This is a genomic window from Mesorhizobium sp. CC13, from assembly GCF_039907765.1.
Classification (GTDB): Bacteria; Pseudomonadota; Alphaproteobacteria; order Rhizobiales; family Rhizobiaceae; genus Aminobacter.
In genome coordinates this window covers 133,884-154,093 of sequence record NZ_JARDJI010000010.1, presented here as the reverse complement: position 1 = coordinate 154,093, position 20,210 = coordinate 133,884, and the positions used below count along the sequence as shown (strand labels likewise).

Here is a 20,210-nt window from a genome sequence, read left to right as displayed (position 1 = left end):
TGGAATGAACCATGCACGTGCGTGACGGCCTGCAGACCCACGTGACCGTCAGGCAGCGCTACGACCATCTTGTCGAGCTGGGCACCGTGCGGCGGGATCCGGCCCAGCTCGCGATCGTCGCCGCCCTCGACCGCCTGATCGACGAGATCTCCGACAAGCGGCTGGCGCGCAAGTCGAGCGCGCTGGGCTGGCTGTTCGCCAGGGGCAAGCCGCAGCGCGAGCCGATCAAGGGGCTCTACGTCCATGGCGGCGTCGGCCGCGGCAAGACCATGCTGATGGACATGTTCTTCGAACTCGTCCCGGTCAAGCACAAGCGCCGCGTCCACTTCAACGACTTCATGGCCGACGTGCACGACCGCATCCAGAAGCAGCGGGCGGCACGCAAGAACGGCAAGTCGCGCGACGACGACCCGATCCCGCCCGTGGCCGCACAGCTCGCCGAAGAGGCCTGGGTGCTGTGCTTCGACGAGTTCTCGGTCACCGACATCGCCGACGCGATGATCCTGTCCAGGCTGTTTTCGGCGCTGTTTGCGCAGGGCGTGGTTCTCGTCGCCACCTCGAACGTGGCGCCTCGCGACCTCTATCGAGACGGCCTCAACCGCCAGCTGTTCCTGCCCTTCATCGCCCTGCTCGAGGCCAATTCCAGGGTCCTCAATCTCGACGCCGACACCGACTATCGGCTGGAGAAGCTCGACCGCGTTCCGGTCTACCTCACTCCGCTCGGCGAGGCGGCAGACCGCGACATGGACAAGGCCTGGGCCAAGGTCACGCATGGTGTTGCCGCCGAGCCTGCGACGGTCGCCGTCAAGGGCCGCAAGGTGGCGGTGCCCGCTGCCGTCGGCCGCGCCGCGCGCTTCTCCTTCGCCGACCTCTGCGACAAGCCGCTGGCGGCGCGCGACTATCTGGCGATCACGGCGCACTACAAGACGATCTTCGTCGACCATGTGCCGGTGATGGCCGAGGCCAACCGCAACGAGGCCAAGCGCTTCATCCTTTTGGTCGACACGCTCTACGACCAGCACATCAGGCTGGTGGTCAGCGCCGCGGCATCGCCCGACAAGCTCTACGTCGGCAAGCGCGGCCACGAGGCCTTCGAGTTCGACCGTACCTCGTCGCGGCTCATCGAGATGCAGGGCGCCGAGTGGCTCGAGGGTTGGGCCGAAAGGCATGCCGCTGCGGACAGTGCGGTCGCAACGGCGGTCTGACTGCCAGCAGGACTGCCACGCTGATGCGTGGCGAACCTTCGCGCGAACCTCTCGTCTCGCGGCCGTCAGGCCTTGGCGACGCCGGCGATATGTCGAGGCGCGCTGCCCGGTCTTGCGTAGCGCGCCGTGGCGGACAGCAGCACCCCGAGCATCAGGCCGTTCAGCAGGTGCCACATGAAATGCGTGCCGATCGGCAGGCTGTCGCAGAGCAGCGGGTCGGCGACCCGGCAGGCGACCGAGCCGGCGAAGATCGTCGCCGCGGCGATATTGTACCAGCCGGCAGGGTTGCCGCTGGCAATCACCATGCCGCCGAAGACGATCAGGGCAAGGAACGGCGACAGATATCCGGTGGTGCCGTTGGACGCCGCCCGCAGCCAGTCGGGCAGCATGAAGGTGGCGAAGCCGACCACGACGTAGAAGGCGAGGAAGATGCCGAGCGCCCTGGGCCACGGCAGGGCGGCGAACCGCCGGAGATTGAACAGCGTGTAGGCGAGCGTGAAGCCGGCAATCGGCAAGATGTCGGCCCATTTGGTGCCTTCGGTGGCGAAGGTGTGGAACAGCGTCGAGCCTATCCCGATTGCCACCACCCACCAGCACAGCAACTCGGCGAAAGCGCCGGCCTGGTGTCGCCGTACCTCGTAGATGCCCCACAGGCCGGCGGCGAAGAAGGCGAGATTGCTCATTGCATTGAACGGCTCCGCCCACAGCCCCGGCTCAAGACGCTCGCAATAGAGATCGACGTTTCGACCGAGATATTCCAGCATTGTACCCGCCTCGTCCCGCCACGATGGAATATTAGCTTCAGATTCATGACAAACGTAGAGGATTCCGTCTGAACGTGGCAAATGCGTCCGTAACGCGCGGGAGGCTTGCCGTGCTGGCAGTTTCACCTCAACGTGACTTCACGTTGAATGGCGCTTCTGCCACATAATGGCCGCAACCATAAAAAGCCGGTAACGCCGGCCGAGGAAGTTGGATCGGAATGGAGTTTCGCGCATCTCGTTGGCTGGCGGGTCTGGTGCTGGCCGTGGGCGCCATTGCCGGCTCGGCGACAGCCGAGGCGAAGGAGCGGCCCCTTGGCGTGATCGAACTCTTCACCAGCCAGGGCTGCAATGCCTGTCCGCCCGCAGACGAGCTTTTCGCCGAATTCGCCGCCAGGGACGACGTCGTGGCACTGGCATATCACGTCACGTATTGGGACTATCTCGGCTGGCAGGACAACCTCGCCAACAAGGAAAACACCGACCGCCAGTACGGCTACATGCGCGGCTTCGGCGCGCGCGCCGTCTACACGCCCCAGGCCGTCGTCAACGGCCGCACCCACATGAGCGGCGCCAAGCGCGACGACATCACCCAGGCGCTCGACAATCTCGAGAAGACCGGCCAGGGCCTCAACGTCGACGTCCACATCACCGAGAACGCCGACACGATTTCCATCGACGTCGGCCAGGTCGAGGGGCCGCAGCGCATCAACGCCCACCTTGTGCTGGTCTATTTCGGGCCGCCGCAGCTGGTCGACCTGTCGCGCGGCGAAAACAAGGGCCGCCGCATCACCTATTGGAATGCCGTCACGGACGTGAACACCGCCGGCATGTGGCACGGGGAAAAGCAACGCTTCGACCTGCCGCGCAGCGAGGTGGAGAAGAAGGGCGGGGCGGCGGTGCTCCTGCAGGCCGTCGGCAAGGACGGGCTACCGGGCCCGATCCTCGGGGCGGCAGTCATCCGCAAGGCGCGCGGTCCGATGCGCTGAGCGCAAGAAGCAAAAAGGCCGACGTCGGCTTTCGCCTGACGCCGGCCTAGATTTGGGATCGTCGCACCGCCGGCTCATCCCTAGGGAGAACCGAGGTTGGTTCGATCCGACTCTGGCCCGTGGGCGGGGGGCTTGGGGTTTACGAGCCGGTGCCGGACCGAACCGTCTCAGGCAACACGGGTAAAGTCGTCGGACATTGGGGCGTCAGCGCGGATAAAAAAAGGCAGGAATGTGGCGAGACATCACCAATTCCAACAGTTTGTTTCGTAATCGTTACCAAGGCTGTAATCTTTCGTGAACCCTTCGCCGAATGGTTTGATTCGGCTTCCCGGGTTGCAATTCGAGCGCGAATGCGCGACCCTCGACAGGGTCGGAATCTGCAAAGGGAATCATTGATGACCGATCGCAGTGCCGGAGCGGAGGACGGCGAGACATCCGCAGTCCTGATCCCGCTCCACGAGGCCCGCCGGGAGCGCCAGGACCTGCCGGTGGCCTTCGAAAGGCGGGAACTGGACCAGATCCTCCGGCTCTATGGACGCATGGTCGCCGCCAATGAGTGGCGTGACTACGCGATCGACCACATGAGCGATCGCGCCATCTTCTCGGTGTTCCGCCGCACCAGCGAAACGCCGCTCTACCAGATCGTCAAGGACCCCAAGCTGGCGCGCAAGCAGGGCGCGTTCAGCGTCGTCGCCGCTGGCGGCCTAATCCTGAAGCGCGGCCATGAACTCGCCCGGGTGCTGGGCGTCTTCGACAAGCGCCTGAAGCTGGTCGAGGCCTGAAACCGCCGCCATAGGCCGATCAGCCGTCCGCATGGATGCGCCAGGCGTGGTAGAGCTGGGCCGCCGCATAGGCGAGCATTAGCAGCATGGCCACGCGCATCAGCGTTCCGGCGCTCGTCAGCGGCACGAATATCAGTGCGAGGCCGAAGGCGGCGTAGATCGCGCCGCCAACGAATGTCGGCCAGAGGCGCGTCTGCCGCTCGCTGCCCAGCATGCTCGAGGCCATCTCGATCAAGCCGACCAGAAGCGCCAGCAACCCCACCAGCCAGGCCAGCAAAGCCGGGGTGAAGACCGTGATCAGCACCCCGCTGCCGATGACGAGGACACCGGCAGCGATCGACAGCAGGTTGCGGGCGAGTGTGAACCAGTGGCCTGCGTTTTTCGGAGCCGCATAGTCGACCGTGGCAAGCCCCAATACCCCGTCGACCAGCAGCAGCCCGCCCCCGACCAGCACTAGCAGCTGCACCGCCTGTGCGGGGTAGACAAACGCGACCAGCGCCGCGGCAGCAATGAGGATGCCGCGTAGGGCCGTCAGCACCGCTTCGAACCGTTGCGACCTCTCAGCGGCCATTTCTTGCCTCCATCGTCTGGGCCATTGTGGCGACATCGGACAGGGCTTGGCAATGGCTCCCGGACCGCGGATGCCCCGCGAGACGCGCCAGCCGCTGGAATCCTGTACGATTCGCAAATTAGCGATTTCTTTGAATTTTCGGACGAACACTCCTCGCCGGGGTAGCCGGACTTGTGCTGGCATTGGGGGCTGGGGCGATGTTCAAGGTCATTTCCTGTCTTGCTTACGAGCACGATTATTCCTTCGTGATGGTCGCGGCCGTCGTCTGCATCGCCGGCGCGGCGATGACCATGCGGCTGTTCGAACGCGCCGCCCGGCTTTCGCCCGAAGCCCGCAACGCCTGGATCGTGCTGTCCGGCGTCGCCTGCGGCTCGGCGATCTGGACCACCCATTTCGTCGCCATGCTCGGCTTCCGCCTGCCCTTCGAGGCGGCCTTCGATCCGGTCCTGACCATTGCGTCGCTGCTCATCGCCATCTTCTTCACGGCGGCGGGGCTGCACCTGTCGCTCAGCCCGCCCAAGGGCGTGCCGGTCGAGACCGGCGGCGTCGTCATCGGCATCGGCATCGCCGCCATGCATTTCACCGGCATGCGCGGCTACGAGATCGCCGGCCGCATCGAATGGGATGCGACGCTGGTGAGCGCCTCGGTCCTGTTTGCCGTCGCCTTTGGCGCTCTCACCATGCACCTGGCGGCCAGGCAGCCGGTCCGCCATTCCAAGCTCTTGTCGGTGATCACCCTCGTCCTCGCCATCTGCACCATGCATTTCACCGCCATGGGTGCGGCTACACTGGTTCCCGACCCCTCTGTCGTGGTGCCGGCCCAGCTGTTCTCGAGCGAGTTCCTGGCCGTGCTCGTGCTCGCCACCATGGCCATCATCGCCGGGCTGACGCTTTCGGTCATGGATGCCAAGTCGCAGCGCGAGCTGGTCGACAGCTTCCGCCATGCCGCCCAGCACGACCCGCTGACGGGCCTGCCCAATCGTGCCTTCCTGTCCGACAACCTGCCGGCCATGCTGTTGCGCAGCGATGCGGCCGGTCGGAAGGCTGCGGTCATCGTCGTCGATCTCGACCGCTTCAAGGAAATCAACGACGTCCATGGCCACAGTGTCGGCGACCAGTTGCTGCGCACGCTCTCGGCCAGGCTCAGGGGGCTGATCGGCTCGGGCGAGCTGGTCGCGCGCGTCGGCGGCGACGAGTTCGTCGCGGTCAAGCAGGACGTGTCCTCGGCGCGCGAGATCGACGATTTCGTCCGCCGCCTCATCGACAGCGTCCTCGACCCGGTCCAGAGCAAGGCCAAGACCCTGTCGGTCGGCGCCAGCGTCGGCATCAGCGTCTATCCCGACCACGCGGCAAGTGCAGACGATCTGATCGGGGCCGCCGACCTTGCCATGTACCGGGCCAAGCGCGCCGTCTCTGACAAGGTCTGCTACTACGACCGGTCGATGGACGAGGGCCGGCGCGAGCGCAGCGCGCTCGCCATCGAGCTGCGCCATGCGCTCGAGCGCGACGAATTCGAGCTCTACTACCAGCCCCAGCACGACGTCCGCACCGGCGAGGTCTGTGCCTACGAGGCACTGCTGCGCTGGCATCACCGCGAGCGCGGCATCGTCCCGCCCGAGGAGTTCATCCCGATCGCCGAGGAGAACGGGCTGATCATCCCGATCGGCGAGTGGGTGCTGCGGACCGCCTGCGCCGAGGTTGCCGGCTGGCGCAAGCCCTACAGGATCTGCGTCAACATCGCCGCGGCGCAGCTCACCCAGGCGGACCTGCCCAAGGTCGTGCACGAGACGCTGCTTGCCACCGGGCTTGCGGCCTTGCGGCTCGAGCTGGAGGTCACCGAGGCCAGCATCATCGAGGACCGCGACCGCGCTCTTCACATCGTCCGCCAGCTCAAGGCGATCGGCGTCACCATTGCCATGGACGACTACGGGGTCGGCTATTCGTCGCTGTCGACGCTGCAGATATTCCCCTTCGACAAGGTCAAGATCGACCGCTCCTTCGTCGACGACGTGGCCAGCAACGACGCCTCCGCCGCGATCGTGCGTGCCACGATCCTGCTTGCCAACCAGTTGAAGATTCCGGTTCTCGCCGAGGGCGTGGAGAGGCAGGAGAACTTCGAGTTCCTGCGCGCCGAAGGCTGCGCCGAGATGCAGGGCTTCCTGTTCGGCCGGCCCCAGCCGCTGTCCGAGATCGCAAGTCTCGTCGGCCGCCCCGACATCCGTCCGGCGGAGCCGTCCAGGGCAGGCGCCGGCCCGCGGCTCGAGGACGCGGCGCTCGAAACGCGGCAGAGCGCCGCCTGACTAGCCCTTTCGGGCGTGCGGCCGCGGCGTGTAGCCGTCGGCCTCGATGACCGGCAGGTGCGTCCAGGCGTCGTCACCGGGCATGCGCATCCAGGCGCCCGCGGCGAGCACGCCGCCGTCGACATGGATGGTCGTGCCGGAAACCCAGCCGGAGAGCGTGTCCGAAGCCAGGAAGAGGGCTGCGCCCGCCGAGTCTGCGCCTTCGCCGAAGCGGCCGATCGGAAACCAGCGTTTGAGGTGTTCCAGGTTCTCCGGCGGCACCCTGGGCGTCGCTACGATCTGCGCCGAATTGGTGGTCTCCGGCGCGATCGCGTTGACGCGTATGCCATGTTGGCCGAGCTCGACGGCGAGGCTCTGGGTGAAGCCGGTGACGGCCGCCTTGAACGCCGAATAGACGACGGTCATCGGGATGCCGCGGAAGGCCTCGATGGTCGACACGTTGATGATGCTGCCCCCGGCGCCGCCTGCCCGCATCAGCGGGATCGCTGCCTTGCTCATGTGGAACATGTGCAGCAGGTTGATGCCGTAGAGCGCGTCCCACTCCGCCTGGGTCGACTGCTCGAACGGGGTCTTGAAGCCGAGATAGTCGCCGACATTGTTGACCAGCACGTCGAGCCGGCCGTAGCGCGCCCCGACCGCCTCGACGACGCGGGCGACGTCGGCCGCCTTGCGCACGTCCGCCTCGACGACGAGATGGTCGTCCCCCAGGGCCGTGCGCGCCGAGGCTGCGCGAGCCGGATCGATCTCGGCCACCGCGACCTTCATGCCGGCCCGGGCGTAGAGCTCGGCCGTCGCCCGGCCGATGCCGGCGCCGCCGCCGGTGACGATGGCCACCTTGCCGGCCAGTCCGAGTATCGAGAGTTCTTCCGCGCTGGTCATCTTGTCCTCCGCAACCGGCAAATCGGGGTCGGGCCTCAGGCTGGGGTTTCCTGCGCCTCGTAGGTGTGGGTCGCAACCACAGCCAGCTCGCGCCGTGCAAGGCGCCAGCCCTCTGCCGTCCTGGCAAATCGGTCCTGGTAGCGGATGGTCATTTCGTAGCAGAGATAGCGGCCGGCGGGATCGCGGAAGTAGTGGCGGGCGATGCAGTACGTCTCGCCTTCCGCACCGCCCTCGACCGGCTTGACCACCTGGTTGAGCACGGCGTGGAAGGTCTTGAGATAGCGCTCCCTGAGCATCGCCGGGATGCCGCGGATCTGCTCCGGCCCCTCGAAGGTGCCGCGCGGCGCCACGATCGTGCCATCGGCGGTGAACTGGGCCGCGAGCAACGCGCCGTCACCCTTGTCGACCGCGTGCGCATAGCGTTCCGACACCCTCCGGAGTGCCACTTCCATGAGCAGCGTGCCCTGGTCGTCGGCCATGATTGCCCCTCCAAACGGTCGTTGCGCTATGCGCCGGACACCTGGGCGAAGACCTCGCGCAGCGCCCGCTGCACGTCGTTGCGGCGATAGCCGAGCAGCCTGGTCTCCTCGGGATCCGGCTCATAGGCGAGGATGTTGCCACGTCCCGGAACGATGAAGAAGTCGGGCAGCAGCGGATGCTCCTCGTTGCGCTCCTCGACCCGGTGCGGATTGCCGACGGCGTCGAACAGCGACTGGAAATACTGCTGGAAGGTCAGGTTCTCGTCGCCGACCAGATAGGCCTTGCCGCTCTCGGCGCGCTGGAACGCGCCCCAGATGGCTTCCGCCAGCGACTGCACCGACATGTAGTTGGTGCCGCCTGGCGGGGCGAAGACCGGCAGGGCCGTCTCGCCGCGCGCATAGGCCATCAGCGTCTCGTAGCGCTTGGTGGGCAGGCCCTTCACATGGCCGACGATCGACGGCGGGTTGAGCGTCGAGACGTTGAAGTCGTCGGTCGCCAGCGACCGCACGCCCTCGTCGGCCAGGCTGCGGCCGCGCACATAGGCGTTGGTCTCGACCAGGTCGGGCATGACCTGGTGATAGTAGCTGCCGATATGGACGACGCGGCGCACGCCGGCCTTGCGCGCCAGCTCGACGAAGGCCGGCACGCCCTCGATCTGCATCTTGGTCCAGAATTCGTTCTCGTCGGTGCCCTTGGGCAGGTGGCGGATGTCGTTGCCGGCGGCAAACAGGATGCCGTCGAAGGGCGCGAGATCGGCGGCCGAGAAATCACCCTTGGTGTAGTCGCCGTAGATGGTCGGGTATGCGGCCATCGGCGTCGTTTCAGGCGCCGGCTTGCGCGCCGCCAGCACCACTTCGTTACCGAGCCCCTTGAGATAGCCCGCCGTGTGGCCGCCGATCATGCCCGTGCCGCCGATGACGAGGATTTTCATGCGCATGCTCCCGAGCATTCCGGATCGATGGCGGGCAAGATAGGCGGCGATGCCCGCGAGGCATCGTCCGTATCGACTACCAGCCGGGCTCCGGCCGGATCAGCACGTCGCCGTTCAGCGTCGTCCGCCGGCTGTCCGAGATGTCGACGTCGATGGCGACGCTCCATGTGCCTGCCGCCGGCAGGTCGAGGTCGTCGATGCGCCACGTGCCGTCGCCGGGCTTGTAGCCCTCTGCCTTGATCTCGGCGGATCCGGGCCGGCTTAGCCTGAGCATCACGCCGCGTGCATCCAGCGGGCCGAAGTCGCCGGTCATCACCACGATCGAAGCGCTCGCCCTGCCGGCATGGCCGGGGCTGATGGCGAGATCGGCCATGGCCTCGGCCGCATGGATATGGGTCGCGGCGGGCTCGGCCGCTTCGATCGCCAGTACGCGCGGCGGCGGCGTGAAGCGGAAACCGGCGACGACGCCGAGGATCGCCACCATCAGCATCGTCTCCACCGCGATGCTGCGCACCAGCCAGCGTTGGGCGGCCGCCTGCTCGGCCAGCGCCGGCCTGGTCAGGCGCCAGCGGTTGATGCCTGCGAGCAGCAGCAGAAGCGCCGCCAGCGCGAGCTTCAGCAACAGCAGCCGGCCGTAATCCGAGCGCCAGAGCGCAAGCGGCGTTTCGACCTGGACGATTGCCAGCACCAGCCCGGCAGCAAGGAGCGCAGCCAATACATAGGGGATGGCCATGGAGAACCGCCGCAACGCGGCTTCCGCGGCTTCGCCGCCCTCGCGCCAGGCAAGGCCGAGCGGCAGCAGCGCGCCGGTCCAGAAGGCGATGCCCGTGCCATGGACGAACACCATCGGCACAGTCAGCCATTGCGGGGCAGCGGCGCTGGCATGGCCGCTTGCCGCCAGCGCCATGCCTGTGCCCGCCAGGCCACCGAGCGACAACCAGCGCGCCGGCCGGCCCGTGACGGCCAGCGCCGGCAGAGCCATTGCCAATGCCAGGAAGGCCATGGTCGTGGTCGAGCCGTAGCTGGTCGCTGTCGCCGCCTGCCAGGCCATCACGCTGCCGAAAAAACCGAGCGGCGCCCCCATTGCATCGAGCCCCTGGAGCCCGAAGGAGACCGGCGCGGCAATCAGGCCGAGCACCACAAACGCAGCCGTGGCGCCGCGGCCAGAGTTCTTGCCGGGCTCCAGCCAGGCGAGCGCAAAGGCGCCGCCGACGCCGAGGAACAGGCCGAGATAGAGTGCCAGCCTGGCGCTCCAGATGGCGAAGGTGCGCGCGCCGTCGTTCGGCTCGGCCGCGGTGGGCGGTGTTGCGCTCGGTCTGCCGATGGAGAAGGACAGTGCGCCGCCGACGGGATGACCGTCGGCGGAAACGGCGCGCCAGGAAAGCAGGTAGGTGCCCGCGGTGTCCTGCGCGGGCCAAGCGATCGTCAGATCGGTGCCGACGGCCTTGGCCGCCAGCCGCGCCGCGCCGCCGTCGGGCGCCGAAAGCTCGATGACGAGCGGCATCACGGCTTCGCTGAAGCCGAGCACGATCTCGGCGGGTGCAGCCGGAAGCACGACGCCCTCGTTCGGTGTCGAGCGCAACAGCGATGCATGGGCGTTCGCCGTCGCCGTTGTGCCGAGGAAGGCCGCGACCGCGACGACGAGGCAGCAGATCAGCAGCGGCAGGCGCGCGTCAATCCCGGCAAGGCTGGTCCCGGGACGTGAAGGACGGCGCGCGCTCACCATGTCAGTGGCCCGAGTGGTCCTGGCTCTGGCCGCCCATCTTGTCGACCGCGAACTCGACCGTCACCGTTCCGGCCTTCTCGAAGGTCAGCGTGCCCCGGAACTTCCCGCCCTCCTTCACCGGCGCCTTCAGGCCGATGAACATGATGTGGTAGGAGCCGGACTTGAAGGCGACCTCGCCGCCGGCCGGGATTTCGACGCCGTCGGTGATCTGGCGCATCTTCATGACGCCGTCGGCGCCGACGCTCATCTCGTGGATCTCGGCCTTGTCGGAGATGTCGGACTGGATCGAGACCAGGCGGTCGGCCTCGCCGCCCTTGTTCTTGATGACGAGGTAGCCGCCCGCGACGCGCGCTCCGGGCGGCGTTGCGCGAGACCAGGGGTGGTCGATTTCGAGCTGGCCGCCCTTGAATTCGTGAGCGAAGAGGCCGTGGGCCGTTGCAAACAGCAATGTCAGGGCAAGGACGAAGATGCCGAGGCGCTGTTCGATGCTGCCGAAAAGCGGGCGCGCGATGGCGGGGGCGGAAATGTTCATCTGGAACTCCGATGGCAATGGCGCCGGTACTGGCGGCGCATGACTTGATTCAGAAGGTCGGGTGGCCGCTCGGTCGCGGCTGCGGGCGTCAGGCGGCCATCGGCGGTGCACGCGGCCTGCCCGGGTCGTGGTCCGGTGCCGTCGGCGGGGCGAGCCGCGCAGGCTGGACCACGACGGCCACGTCGCGCAACCGCCCGGCGGGAAGGGCGGCGCCATCCGGCGGCGAAGCCATCGGCGTGGCGAACATGTTGCAGCCGAGCGTGCAGCATTGCGGCAGGCTCGCGTGGTTGCTCTTGGCCGGTGCCGTGTGGTCTGCGATCGAGGTGATGCAGAGCGGATTGCCGAACATGTCGAGCGGCGGGGAGCCCTGGCCGAGCGTGAGCGCACCCGCCGTGGTCTTCAGCATGACGATCAGCGCCACGGCGAGCGCGGCCCCGATACTCCATCTCTTGCGAGCAAGTGCGATCATGCAAACCTTCAGCTTGGGTGGAGAGTTAGCATTTTCGCCAGCGGCGGAAAATCGCCGGCTGCTGCGACATTTTCGGGAGTGCGGCCTTTCTCGCGAATGGAAGCAGTTTCGGGTCTGTGCTTGACCCCTCGTCTCCGACATCTCACCTTCGGCGTCGAATTGGGCCGATCGACCCATGCGCGTACGGCGAGGCAACAATGAGCGGCGAGACCGACCTCCAGCTTCTCCTGGCTTCCATGGCGCCGCACCTTGCGCCCGATGTCTATGTCTTCGCCACGGTGCCGCGCGGAACGCCGATGCCTGCCGGTGTGGATGCGGTGATGAGCTTTCGCGAAGCCGAGGGGACGACGCTCATCTTGCGCGAGGAGGATGCGCGCAATGCCGGCGTCGAGGCAGCCTTCGCATGCCGGATGGTGACGCTCGACATTCATTCGTCGCTGGAGGCGGTCGGCTTCCTCGCCGCGATCACCACGCACCTCGCCGCCGCTGGCATGGGTGTAAATCCGGTCTCGGCCTTCTACCACGACCATCTTTTCGTGCCGGCCGCCCGGGCCGACGAGGCCATGGTCTTGCTCAAGCAACTGGCGGCAGAGGCCGCCCGGCCTCACGAATAGAAATAGTTCTCGGCGGCGAGCATCTGCGGCGGCGTCTCGCCCAGCGCCTCGAACACGGAGATCTCGCAGACACGGCAGAGCCCGTCGAGCGCGAGGTCGTTGGCCTCCATGCCGAACGGGTCTTCCAGTTCCTCCGACAGCGCGTCGAGGCCGAAGAAGGTGTAGGCGATGAGCGCCGTGAACAGCGGCGTCGCCCAGCCGACGGAACCCGCCAGGCCGAAGGGCAGGAGCAGGCAGAAGATGTAGGCGGTGCGCTGCAGGAGCAGCGTATAGGCGAAGGGCAGCGGCGTGCCCATGATGCGCTCGCAGCCGGCCTGGAGGGCGGCGATGGCCGACAGCCTTTCGTCGAGGATGCGGTAGTCCATCGCCTCCAGCGCCTTGGCCCGCTTCAGCGCCGCGATATTCTGGCCCATGCGCCGCATCACGGCGTCCGGCCGGTTGGTGGCGGCATGGATTTCATCGACAGCGTCGCCGATGAAAGGCCGCGCCGCCTCGCGCGTGTCGACCCGGCGCAGTTCGCCGCGGAGGAAATGGCAGAAGGCCAGGGCGTCCATCAGCAGCGGCCGCAACTCGGCCCGGTCGGAAATCATCGCTGTGGCTGCGCGCGAAAAGTTGCGGATCTCGAAGACGAGCTGGCCCCATAGCTTGCGCGCCTCCCACCAGCGGTCGTAGGCGGCGTTGTTGCGGAAGCCGAGATAGATGGACAGCGCCACGCCGAGCAGGGCGAACGGCGCCACGCCGGCATTGCCGAATTCGAGACCGAGCAGCCTGACGGCCACCACCACCACGGCGCCGTAGCCGGCAAAGCCGATGATCTGCGGCAGGATGCGCGGCACGACCGAACCGCGCATGACGAAGAACAGCTTGAGCAGGTTCGTGCGCGGACGGACGATCATGTGGCAGGTACCTCTTTGCGCCGGATAGTGTGCCGCAGGACAGCCAGATGTCATCCTCCAATCGCGACATGGGCGGTGATTTCGTCAGGTGGTTCAGAAGCTACGGGACGAAGCGATGACCAGTTCGAATGGCGGAGGCTTCGCGAACATAAAGAACATCCGGCAGGCTTTCTTCGTTGCCGGAGCCGTCGCCGAAGGTTTCCGCGGCGAAGCCGTGGCGTTGGTAGAAGCGCCTGGCGCCTGAATTGGCCTGGAAGCAATGGAGCTGGACGCGCGGCATGCCTGATGTGGCATGGCGCAAGAGGCGGCTGCCGATGCCGCGGCCGGTAAAGGCGGGGTCGAGGTAGAGCTGCTCGATCCGGTCGTCCTTGACCGAGACAAAGCCGACGATGCGGCCCTCGCAGGCTGCGACGGTGAGTTGCTGGTGGGCGAGGAGAACATGCCGGACGAAATGCAGGTCTTCATCCGGCGTGTGCAGTTGCGGCATCTAGTCGAAGGCGGCGAGTGCCGCCCTCAGGATGCGGGCGATGTCGCCTGCGTCATGGGCCTCGGCCGGACGCAGCACGACATCGGTCATGCCGTCAGGCTGCCTTCTGCTTCGGCTTGATCAGGCCGCGCGCGACCAGGAGCTCGGCGATCTGCACGGCGTTGAGGGCCGCGCCCTTGCGCAGATTGTCGGAGACGATCCACATGGCGAGGCCGTTCTCGACCGTGCCGTCCTCGCGGATGCGCGAGATGTAGGTGGCGTCCTCGCCGGCGGTTTCGACCGGGGTGGCGTAGCCGCCGTCCTCGCGCTTGTCGATGACCAGGCAGCCGGGCGCCTCGCGCAGGATGTCGCGCGCCTCGTCGGCGGTGATCGGGTCCTCGAACTCGATGTTGACGGCTTCGGAGTGGCCGATGAACACCGGCACGCGCACGGCGGTGGCCGTCAGCTTGATCTTGGGGTCGAGCATCTTCTTGGTCTCGGCCACCATCTTCCACTCTTCCTTGGTGTAGCCGTCCTCCATGAAGACGTCGATGTGGGGAATGACGTTGAAGGCGATGCGCTTGGTGAACTTCTTGGCTTCCACCGGATCGGCGACGAAGACGGCGCGCGTCTGGGTGAACAGCTCGTCCATGCCTTCCTTGCCGGCGCCCGAAACCGACTGGTAGGTCGAGACGACGACGCGCTTGATCTTCGCCTTGTCGTGCAGCGGCTTCAGCGCCACCACCATCTGGGCGGTCGAGCAGTTCGGGTTGGCGATGATGTTCTTCTTGGTGAAGCCGGCGATGGCGTCGGGGTTCACCTCCGGCACGATCAGCGGCACTTCGGCGTCATAGCGCCAAGCCGAGGAGTTGTCGATGACGACGCAGCCCTGCTTGCCGATCTTGGGCGACCATTCCTTGGAGATGTTGCCGCCGGCCGACATCAGGCAGATGTCGGTGTCGGAGAAGTCGTAGGTGTCGAGCGCCTTCACCTTCAGCGTCTTGTCGCCATAGGACACCTCGGTGCCCTGGCTGCGGCGCGAGGCGAGCGGAACCACCTCGCTGGCGGGGAAGCCGCGTTCCTCGAGGATATTGAGCATTTCGCGGCCCACATTGCCCGTGGCGCCGACGATCGCAACCTTGAAACCCATCAGATCACTCCTGTCCCTCTCCGCTCGTTTCCTGGAGAAAACCCGCTGGCCAGCGCGGGCTTCATCTCCCGGGCCGGGCCCGGGAGAGGGTGAGCAGGCCAAGGGAAATCACACCGTTTTGGTGGTGGTGGTTTTGGCCATGGTTTTGGTCGAAAGCAGGGAAACGGCTCCGCGCCCGGCACGATTTCCGTCGTGGCCGGGGAAATCGAATGCGAAAAGCGCCATCAAGAGGCCGCGCATCGGAGGGGTTCCCTGTTCGCCGCCGCTTTTATCCGGTTTCGGAAAAGAGTCAATCGCGGCAAGGCCGCTTCGGCCGCAAGATGGCGGGTGGCAAGGCCTGGCAGTTTCACGCTAGAATTGCGGCATGCGCCAAGCCGGGCAGGATGCGAAGCCGATGGGCCAGCCAGCCGATGCCAACGTGCCGGTCGCGACCGTCATCGACGGGCGCCATGGCAGGCTCAGGCCGCTCGGCGTAGCGGATGCCCCCGCACTCTACCGGCTCTCGCACGACGGGAACGTCGTCGCCACCTGGGCCGAGATGAAGGTCGGGCCGTTCGCCGACGAAGCCGCGTTCGCCACGCACGTCAACGACCTCCTGGCCGACCCGAAGCGCGCGTTCTTCGCCGTCGTCGATCTCCAAGGTGCCGTACTCGGCTGGCTGTGCCTGATGGAGGCCAGGGTCGCGCACCAGGTCGTCGAACTCGGCTACGTTCTGTTCACGCCCGGCATGCAGCGCACGACGCTTGCGACCGAGGCACTCTACCTCGTCATGCGCCACGTGTTCGAGGAACTCGGCTATCGCCGCCTGGAATGGACCTGCACGGCGGAGAACGGCAGGTCGCGCACCGCCGCTGCCCGGCTGGGCTTCACCTATGAGGGAACGCATCGCGAAGGGCTGCTGCTCAAGGGCCGGCCGCGGGACATCTGCATGTATTCGATGCTGTCGTCGGAGTGGTCGGGCAGCCGCGCCACGATGGAACGCTGGCTGGACCCAGGCAATTTCAGGGACGGCGGGCAGTTGCGCTCGATGGACGAGATCAGGGCAGGGTTCTAGCGCGGTCCGCTGCGCTCGTTCCTTGTCGCCGCTACGCTTGCAGCGGGCGATCTCCGCCGCCAGCGCCTCCAGCTTGTGAGTCCATGGTCCGCGAAACCGCTCCAGCCACGCATCGACCTGCTGCAGCGGCTCGGCCTCCGCGCGCCGTCGACGTGCATCGCGGCATGGGTGGTGCCGCGATGCACTTGCTAGGATCGACGACATTGCTCATCCTGTGCACTCACTTGCTGGATGGGGGCATCGATGCGAGGAGAAGTTCTGCACTACAACCAGGCCGAAGGCTTCGGATTCATCACCGGGGCCGACGGCAACCGCTATGCCTTCGCCCGCGAGGACATGCGCCAGGCAGCCACGATGGGCAAGGGCACCCAGGTGGAGTTCACGCCGTCCGGCGGGCAGGCCCGCGATGTCTTCGCCATCCATGCTCCGATTGAGCGCCCGGCAGCCCCCATTCCCCAAGCGGGGCGGTCGGTGCCGCGGTTCGGCCGCAGCGGCGCGACGGACAGCATGTCGCCGCTAACGGGCTACGCGCCCGCGCCAACCCCGAGCTACGCGTCTGACAGCGGCGCATCGACCGGGCTGTGGTCCTATTTCCGGCAGGCGATCACGACCCATTACGTCAATTTCCGCGGCCGGGCGCGTCGGAAGGAGTATTGGGGCTACGTTCTGTTCTGGCTGATCGCCGTAACGGCGCTTGCCATCGCAGGCTTTGCCGTCGATGCCGCGACGGGCAATCTCGACGCGGGCATGGGCGAGCCCGTCATCGGATTCGCGCTTCCCGGCCTGTTCGTCGTGGCAACGCTCCTGCCCGGCCTCGCAGTCACGATACGCCGGATCCACGACCTCGGCCTTTCGGGCTGGTTCTATCTGCTGATCCTGCTGCCCTATGTGGGCGGCCTGATCATCTTCGTCTTCACTTTGATCCCGTCGCAGAAGCACGAGAACAGGTGGGGGCCGGTGCCCGCGGGGGTGAGAATCCCCACGCCTTACGCTCCGACCGCCTGAAGACTTCCGTCAGGACAAAACAAAAGCGGCGCCCCAAGCAGCGCCGCCTTTTGTTGTTCGGCCAGGTTTCAGGCGAAGAACTTGGCCAGGATGGCGTCGCCCATCTGGGTGGTGCCGACCTCGGTCTTGCCTTCCGACATGATGTCCCTGGTGCGCAGGCCGTCGTCGAGGACCGCGGCGATCGCCGCCTCGAGGCGGTCGGCCTCTGCCACCATGTTGAACGAATAGCGCAGGCACATGGCGAAGGACGCGATCATGGCGATCGGGTTGGCGATGCCCTTGCCGGCGATGTCGGGGGCCGAGCCGTGCACCGGCTCGTAGAGCGCCTTGCGCTTGCCGGTCTTGGCGTCGGGCGCGCCCAGCGAGGCCGACGGCAGCATGCCGAGCGAGCCGGTCAGCATGGCCGCCACGTCCGACAGCATGTCGCCGAACAGGTTGTCGGTGACGATGACGTCGAACTGCTTGGGCCAGCGCACCAGCTGCATGCCGCCGGCGTCGGCCAGCATGTGGTCGAGCTTGACGTCCGAATACTTGGCCTTGTGAGTGGCGGTCACCACCTCGTTCCACAAAACGCCCGACTTCATGACGTTGCGCTTTTCCATCGACGTCACGTGGTTCTTGCGGGTGCGGGCGAGCTCGAAGGCGACGCCCGAGATGCGCTCGATCTCGAAGGTGTCGTAGACCTGCGTGTCGATGCCGCGCTTCTGGCCGTTGCCGAGGTCGATGATCTGCTTGGGCTCGCCGAAATAGACGCCGCCGGTCAGCTCGCGCACGATCAGGATGTCGAGGCCCTCGACCACCTCCTGCTTGAGCGACGAAGAGGCGGCCAGCGCCGGATAGCAGATCGCCGGCCTGAGGTTGGCGAACAGCTCCATGTCCTTGCGCAGGCGCAAGAGGCCGGCCTCGGGGCGCACCTCATAGGGGACGGCGTCCCACTTCGGGCCGCCGACGGCGCCGAAAAGCACGGCATCCGCCGCCATCGCCTTGGCCATGTCGGCGTCGGAAATCGCCTGGCCGTGGGCATCGTAGGCCGAGCCGCCGACGAGGCCTTCCTCGGTGGCAAAGCCGCTGCCGAGCTTCTCGTTCATGGCGGCGATCAGCTTGCGGACCTCGGCCATGGCCTCGGGGCCGATGCCGTCGCCGGGCAGGAGAAGAAGATTGCGCGTCGCCATGGGAAACCTTTCCGAAAGATGCGTGAACCGCGGCCTTGCTAGCCTTGGCGGGGCGCCGGTGCAAGCAGGAAAGGGCGTGCCACAAGGCGCAAATGGCTCCGCCAGCGCTTGTTGAGCCGGATTCGTGTTCCGACCGGCTTGAGAACGGCTCTACCCGATCTCAAGCAGCAGCGCCCGATGGTCGGAGACCTCCGGTTCGGCCACCACCTCGAAATTGCACACCTCGACGTTGGCGCTGACCAGCATGTAGTCGGCGAAGCGCGGCGTCTTGCGGTAGAAAGAGGTTCGCGTGTCGGTGAAGCCGCGGGACGTGACCAGCTCAGTCAGCCCGATGTCGCGCAGTGCTGAGAGCATCCGGCCGTCGGGCAGCACGTTGAAGTCGCCGCAGACGACCAGCCCATCGCCATCGCGGCGCAGCGTGCCGATGATCTCGATCAGCCGCGCCGTCTGCGCGTCACGGGCCGGCGTGTCGTCCTTGCCGTCCAGGTCGCGCAGGCCATGCAGGTGGACGACCACAGTCGTCCGCCCCGAGGCATAGTCGTGCAGTCGGACGGCATGGGCGTTGCGCGAGCGCGGATGCTCGCCGAAGCCATCGGCCGAAAAGCCGCCATGGATGAAATCCTGCGCCTGCCCGACGATCGGCAGCGCGCCCCTGACGAAGGTCGCCAGCCCCCAATCCGACGGAACCGCCCGGTCGCCGTCGTAGAGTGGGCCGCGCGCGGCGGGACAGAAGAAGGCCTGGTGCCCGGGCAGGGCGCCCGCCACCTCGGCGAACAGGTTGGCTCGCTGCGCAAGCTCGCTGCCGCCATCGCGATAGATCAGCCACGGCGTCGTCGCCTCAAGCGTGCTGGTCGCCTCCTGCAGGCAGAGCACGTCGGGGTTCTCCGCCCTGACATAGTCGACCAGCTGCTCGCCGAGCCTGCCGCCCCAGCCGTTCAGCGATAGGATGCGCAAGCAGCTCTCCCCGCGGTCACCTGCGCTTCAGCGCCGTCACCTCGATCTCGATCTTCATCTCGGGCTTGTTGAGCTGGCAGACGATCATCGTCGCGGCCGGGCGGATGTCGCCAAAAGTCTCGCCGAGGATCGGGAATACCAGGTCCACATGGGCCTGGTCGGTGATGTAGTAGTGCGTCCGCACCACGTCGGCCATGACGAAGCCGCCCTCCTGGAGCGCCTTTTCGATGGTCGCCAGGCAGTTGCGCGTCTGTGCTTCGACGCTGTCGGGCATCGTCATCGTGGCATAGTCGTAGCCGGTGGTGCCCGAGACGAAGCACCAGTCGCCCTGCACGACGGCGCGCGAATAGCCCGCCGTCTTCTCGAAGGGCGAACCGGTGGAGATCAGCTTGCGCATGGTGTCCGCCTCACTGCGAGACCAGGGCCTTGGTCATGGCGTCCTTCACCTCGCCCGGCCATTCGGCCAGCGCCGGCCAGGTTTTGGGCTCCGGCGTGTCGCCCGCCTGGGCGAAATAGAGCTTCTTGCCTGCGGCATCGACGCCTATGAAGGCATCGGCGCTGCCGCAGGCGTGCGGCACGCAGCCGCTGGCGAAGAGTACCCCCGAGGCCGTCTTCTCCGGCTCGCCCGACACCGACAGGCCGAGCGCCACCTGTTCGAGCTGGTCGCCGAGCAGCGCCGCCGCCGCCGCATAGAGTTCGGCATTGGCGAAGAAGTCGGCAGGATAGGTGATCTTGTCGGGCGCAATGTCGGCCCAGGTGGTGCCGGGCTGCGGCGTGAAGCTCAGCTCGCCCGCGACCTTGAGGCCGTCCTGCGGCGACCAGCTGCGCACCGGTGCCTTCGATCCCGGCCTGAGATAGGGCACGAAATAGAGCGCATCGCTGGTGGCGGCCGCCGGCGGGGTGCCGCATTCGTCGGCGCCGACGATGGTCGACTGGATGCCCGCCTCCGTTTTCCAGGCCAGCACCGTCGCCGGGCCACAGGCATTGCCGCCGTCGCCGACGTCGAAGATGGCGACCTTGGTTCCGTTGAGGTCCACGGTACGTTCGAAGTAGGCGACGTAGTTGCGGGCGAGTTCCTTGCCGTCATAGGTGAGGATCTTGTCGAGGTCTTCGGTCTCGTTGATGGTGAAGGTGCCGCCCTCGAAGGGGATCTCCACCGGCTCGTCCGACTGGGCCAGTGCCTGTACCGACAGGCTGCCCGCCAGCGCGATCGAGGCAAGGAGGGTGGACGGCTTCATGCGACGCTCCCGAAAATCCAATGTGATGTCCGGAGC

At 66.7% G+C, this 20,210-nt stretch carries 23 protein-coding genes; 7 read left to right on the top strand and 16 right to left on the bottom strand.

The window, feature by feature from the left end:
* Window positions 1-11 precede the first annotated feature (11 nt).
* Entirely contained in the window at window positions 12-1,205 is a 1,194-nt protein-coding gene (gene zapE / locus PV773_RS15420; protein WP_347967199.1) for a cell division protein ZapE, read from the top strand.
* Between the two features lie 65 nt (window positions 1,206-1,270).
* On the opposite strand, the gene PV773_RS15415 is transcribed toward zapE, so the two are convergent.
* Window positions 1,271-1,969 carry a ceramidase domain-containing protein gene (locus PV773_RS15415; protein ID WP_347967198.1) on the bottom strand — a complete coding sequence of 233 codons (699 nt, stop codon included), beginning with the start codon at window positions 1,967-1,969 and terminating at the stop codon, window positions 1,271-1,273.
* A gap of 218 nt (window positions 1,970-2,187) precedes the next feature.
* Here PV773_RS15415 and PV773_RS15410 point away from each other — a divergent pair, with 218 nt between their 5' ends.
* Both PV773_RS15410 and PV773_RS15405 read left to right on the top strand, forming a co-directional pair.
* A complete protein-coding gene (locus tag PV773_RS15410) occupies window positions 2,188-2,955 on the top strand; it encodes a DUF1223 domain-containing protein (RefSeq protein ID WP_347967197.1) in 768 nt (255 codons plus the stop codon).
* A gap of 395 nt (window positions 2,956-3,350) precedes the next feature.
* Complete coding sequence (locus tag PV773_RS15405; RefSeq protein WP_340040857.1) at window positions 3,351-3,737, top strand: DUF2794 domain-containing protein; 387 nt, start codon at window positions 3,351-3,353, stop codon at window positions 3,735-3,737.
* Window positions 3,738-3,756: 19 nt separating this feature from the next.
* Here the strand turns inward: PV773_RS15405 and PV773_RS15400 are convergent, their stop codons facing one another.
* Entirely contained in the window at window positions 3,757-4,308 is a 552-nt protein-coding gene (locus PV773_RS15400; protein ID WP_347967196.1) for a DUF308 domain-containing protein, read from the bottom strand.
* A gap of 197 nt (window positions 4,309-4,505) precedes the next feature.
* Here PV773_RS15400 and PV773_RS15395 point away from each other — a divergent pair, with 197 nt between their 5' ends.
* The gene (locus PV773_RS15395; RefSeq protein ID WP_347967195.1) at window positions 4,506-6,608 is read left to right on the top strand and encodes an EAL domain-containing protein; all 2,103 of its coding nucleotides are present in this window, start codon (window positions 4,506-4,508) and stop codon (window positions 6,606-6,608) included.
* On the opposite strand, the gene PV773_RS15390 is transcribed toward PV773_RS15395, so the two are convergent.
* The 6 genes from PV773_RS15390 to PV773_RS15365 form a co-directional block, all read right to left on the bottom strand.
* Complete coding sequence (locus PV773_RS15390) at window positions 6,609-7,487, bottom strand: SDR family oxidoreductase (RefSeq protein ID WP_347967194.1); 879 nt, start codon at window positions 7,485-7,487, stop codon at window positions 6,609-6,611.
* 35 nt (window positions 7,488-7,522) lie between these two features.
* On the bottom strand, window positions 7,523-7,966 hold the full coding sequence (locus PV773_RS15385) for a nuclear transport factor 2 family protein (protein ID WP_347967193.1): 444 nt from the start codon (window positions 7,964-7,966) through the stop codon (window positions 7,523-7,525).
* Window positions 7,967-7,992: 26 nt separating this feature from the next.
* Complete coding sequence (locus PV773_RS15380; protein ID WP_347967192.1) at window positions 7,993-8,898, bottom strand: NAD-dependent epimerase/dehydratase family protein; 906 nt, start codon at window positions 8,896-8,898, stop codon at window positions 7,993-7,995.
* A gap of 76 nt (window positions 8,899-8,974) precedes the next feature.
* A complete protein-coding gene (locus tag PV773_RS15375; protein ID WP_347967191.1) occupies window positions 8,975-10,624 on the bottom strand; it encodes a CopD family protein in 1,650 nt (549 codons plus the stop codon).
* Between the two features lies 1 nt (window position 10,625).
* Complete coding sequence (locus PV773_RS15370; protein WP_347967190.1) at window positions 10,626-11,156, bottom strand: copper chaperone PCu(A)C; 531 nt, start codon at window positions 11,154-11,156, stop codon at window positions 10,626-10,628.
* A gap of 88 nt (window positions 11,157-11,244) precedes the next feature.
* Window positions 11,245-11,625, bottom strand: a complete 381-nt coding sequence (locus tag PV773_RS15365; protein WP_347967189.1) for a hypothetical protein — start codon at window positions 11,623-11,625, stop codon at window positions 11,245-11,247.
* A 197-nt stretch (window positions 11,626-11,822) separates the two neighbouring features.
* On the opposite strand from PV773_RS15365, the gene PV773_RS15360 reads away from it, so the two are divergent.
* Complete coding sequence (locus PV773_RS15360; protein WP_347967188.1) at window positions 11,823-12,239, top strand: ACT domain-containing protein; 417 nt, start codon at window positions 11,823-11,825, stop codon at window positions 12,237-12,239.
* Here the strand turns inward: PV773_RS15360 and PV773_RS15355 are convergent.
* The 4 genes from PV773_RS15355 to PV773_RS15340 all read right to left on the bottom strand — a co-directional run bounded on the left by PV773_RS15355 (window position 12,230) and on the right by PV773_RS15340 (window position 14,991).
* Entirely contained in the window at window positions 12,230-13,135 is a 906-nt protein-coding gene (locus tag PV773_RS15355; RefSeq protein ID WP_347967187.1) for a bestrophin family ion channel, read from the bottom strand. The two genes, PV773_RS15360 and PV773_RS15355, sit on opposite strands and share 10 nt — an antisense overlap.
* A gap of 100 nt (window positions 13,136-13,235) precedes the next feature.
* Window positions 13,236-13,622 carry a GNAT family N-acetyltransferase gene (locus tag PV773_RS15350; protein WP_347967186.1) on the bottom strand — a complete coding sequence of 129 codons (387 nt, stop codon included), beginning with the start codon at window positions 13,620-13,622 and terminating at the stop codon, window positions 13,236-13,238.
* Window positions 13,623-13,716: 94 nt separating this feature from the next.
* Window positions 13,717-14,751, bottom strand: a complete 1,035-nt coding sequence (locus PV773_RS15345; RefSeq protein WP_347967185.1) for an aspartate-semialdehyde dehydrogenase — start codon at window positions 14,749-14,751, stop codon at window positions 13,717-13,719.
* 108 nt (window positions 14,752-14,859) lie between these two features.
* The gene (locus PV773_RS15340; RefSeq protein WP_347967184.1) at window positions 14,860-14,991 is read right to left on the bottom strand and encodes a hypothetical protein; all 132 of its coding nucleotides are present in this window, start codon (window positions 14,989-14,991) and stop codon (window positions 14,860-14,862) included.
* 154 nt (window positions 14,992-15,145) lie between these two features.
* Between PV773_RS15340 and PV773_RS15335 the strand changes: the two genes are divergently transcribed.
* Together PV773_RS15335 and PV773_RS15330 are read left to right on the top strand one after the other, a co-directional pair.
* Window positions 15,146-15,805 carry a GNAT family protein gene (locus PV773_RS15335; RefSeq protein WP_347967183.1) on the top strand — a complete coding sequence of 220 codons (660 nt, stop codon included), beginning with the start codon at window positions 15,146-15,148 and terminating at the stop codon, window positions 15,803-15,805.
* Window positions 15,806-16,048: 243 nt separating this feature from the next.
* Window positions 16,049-16,810 carry a DUF805 domain-containing protein gene (locus PV773_RS15330; protein WP_347967182.1) on the top strand — a complete coding sequence of 254 codons (762 nt, stop codon included), beginning with the start codon at window positions 16,049-16,051 and terminating at the stop codon, window positions 16,808-16,810.
* 68 nt (window positions 16,811-16,878) lie between these two features.
* On the opposite strand, the gene leuB is transcribed toward PV773_RS15330, so the two are convergent.
* The 4 genes from leuB to PV773_RS15310 all read right to left on the bottom strand — a co-directional run bounded on the left by leuB (window position 16,879) and on the right by PV773_RS15310 (window position 20,174).
* The gene (gene leuB, locus PV773_RS15325) at window positions 16,879-17,982 is read right to left on the bottom strand and encodes a 3-isopropylmalate dehydrogenase (protein WP_347967181.1); all 1,104 of its coding nucleotides are present in this window, start codon (window positions 17,980-17,982) and stop codon (window positions 16,879-16,881) included.
* 150 nt (window positions 17,983-18,132) lie between these two features.
* A complete protein-coding gene (locus PV773_RS15320; protein ID WP_347967180.1) occupies window positions 18,133-18,936 on the bottom strand; it encodes an endonuclease/exonuclease/phosphatase family protein in 804 nt (267 codons plus the stop codon).
* A 16-nt stretch (window positions 18,937-18,952) separates the two neighbouring features.
* On the bottom strand, window positions 18,953-19,333 hold the full coding sequence (locus tag PV773_RS15315; RefSeq protein WP_347967179.1) for a RidA family protein: 381 nt from the start codon (window positions 19,331-19,333) through the stop codon (window positions 18,953-18,955).
* Between the two features lie 10 nt (window positions 19,334-19,343).
* Window positions 19,344-20,174: a hypothetical protein gene (locus PV773_RS15310; RefSeq protein ID WP_347967178.1), complete on the bottom strand. Its 831-nt coding sequence runs from the start codon at window positions 20,172-20,174 to the stop codon at window positions 19,344-19,346.
* Window positions 20,175-20,210: the final 36 nt, after the last annotated feature.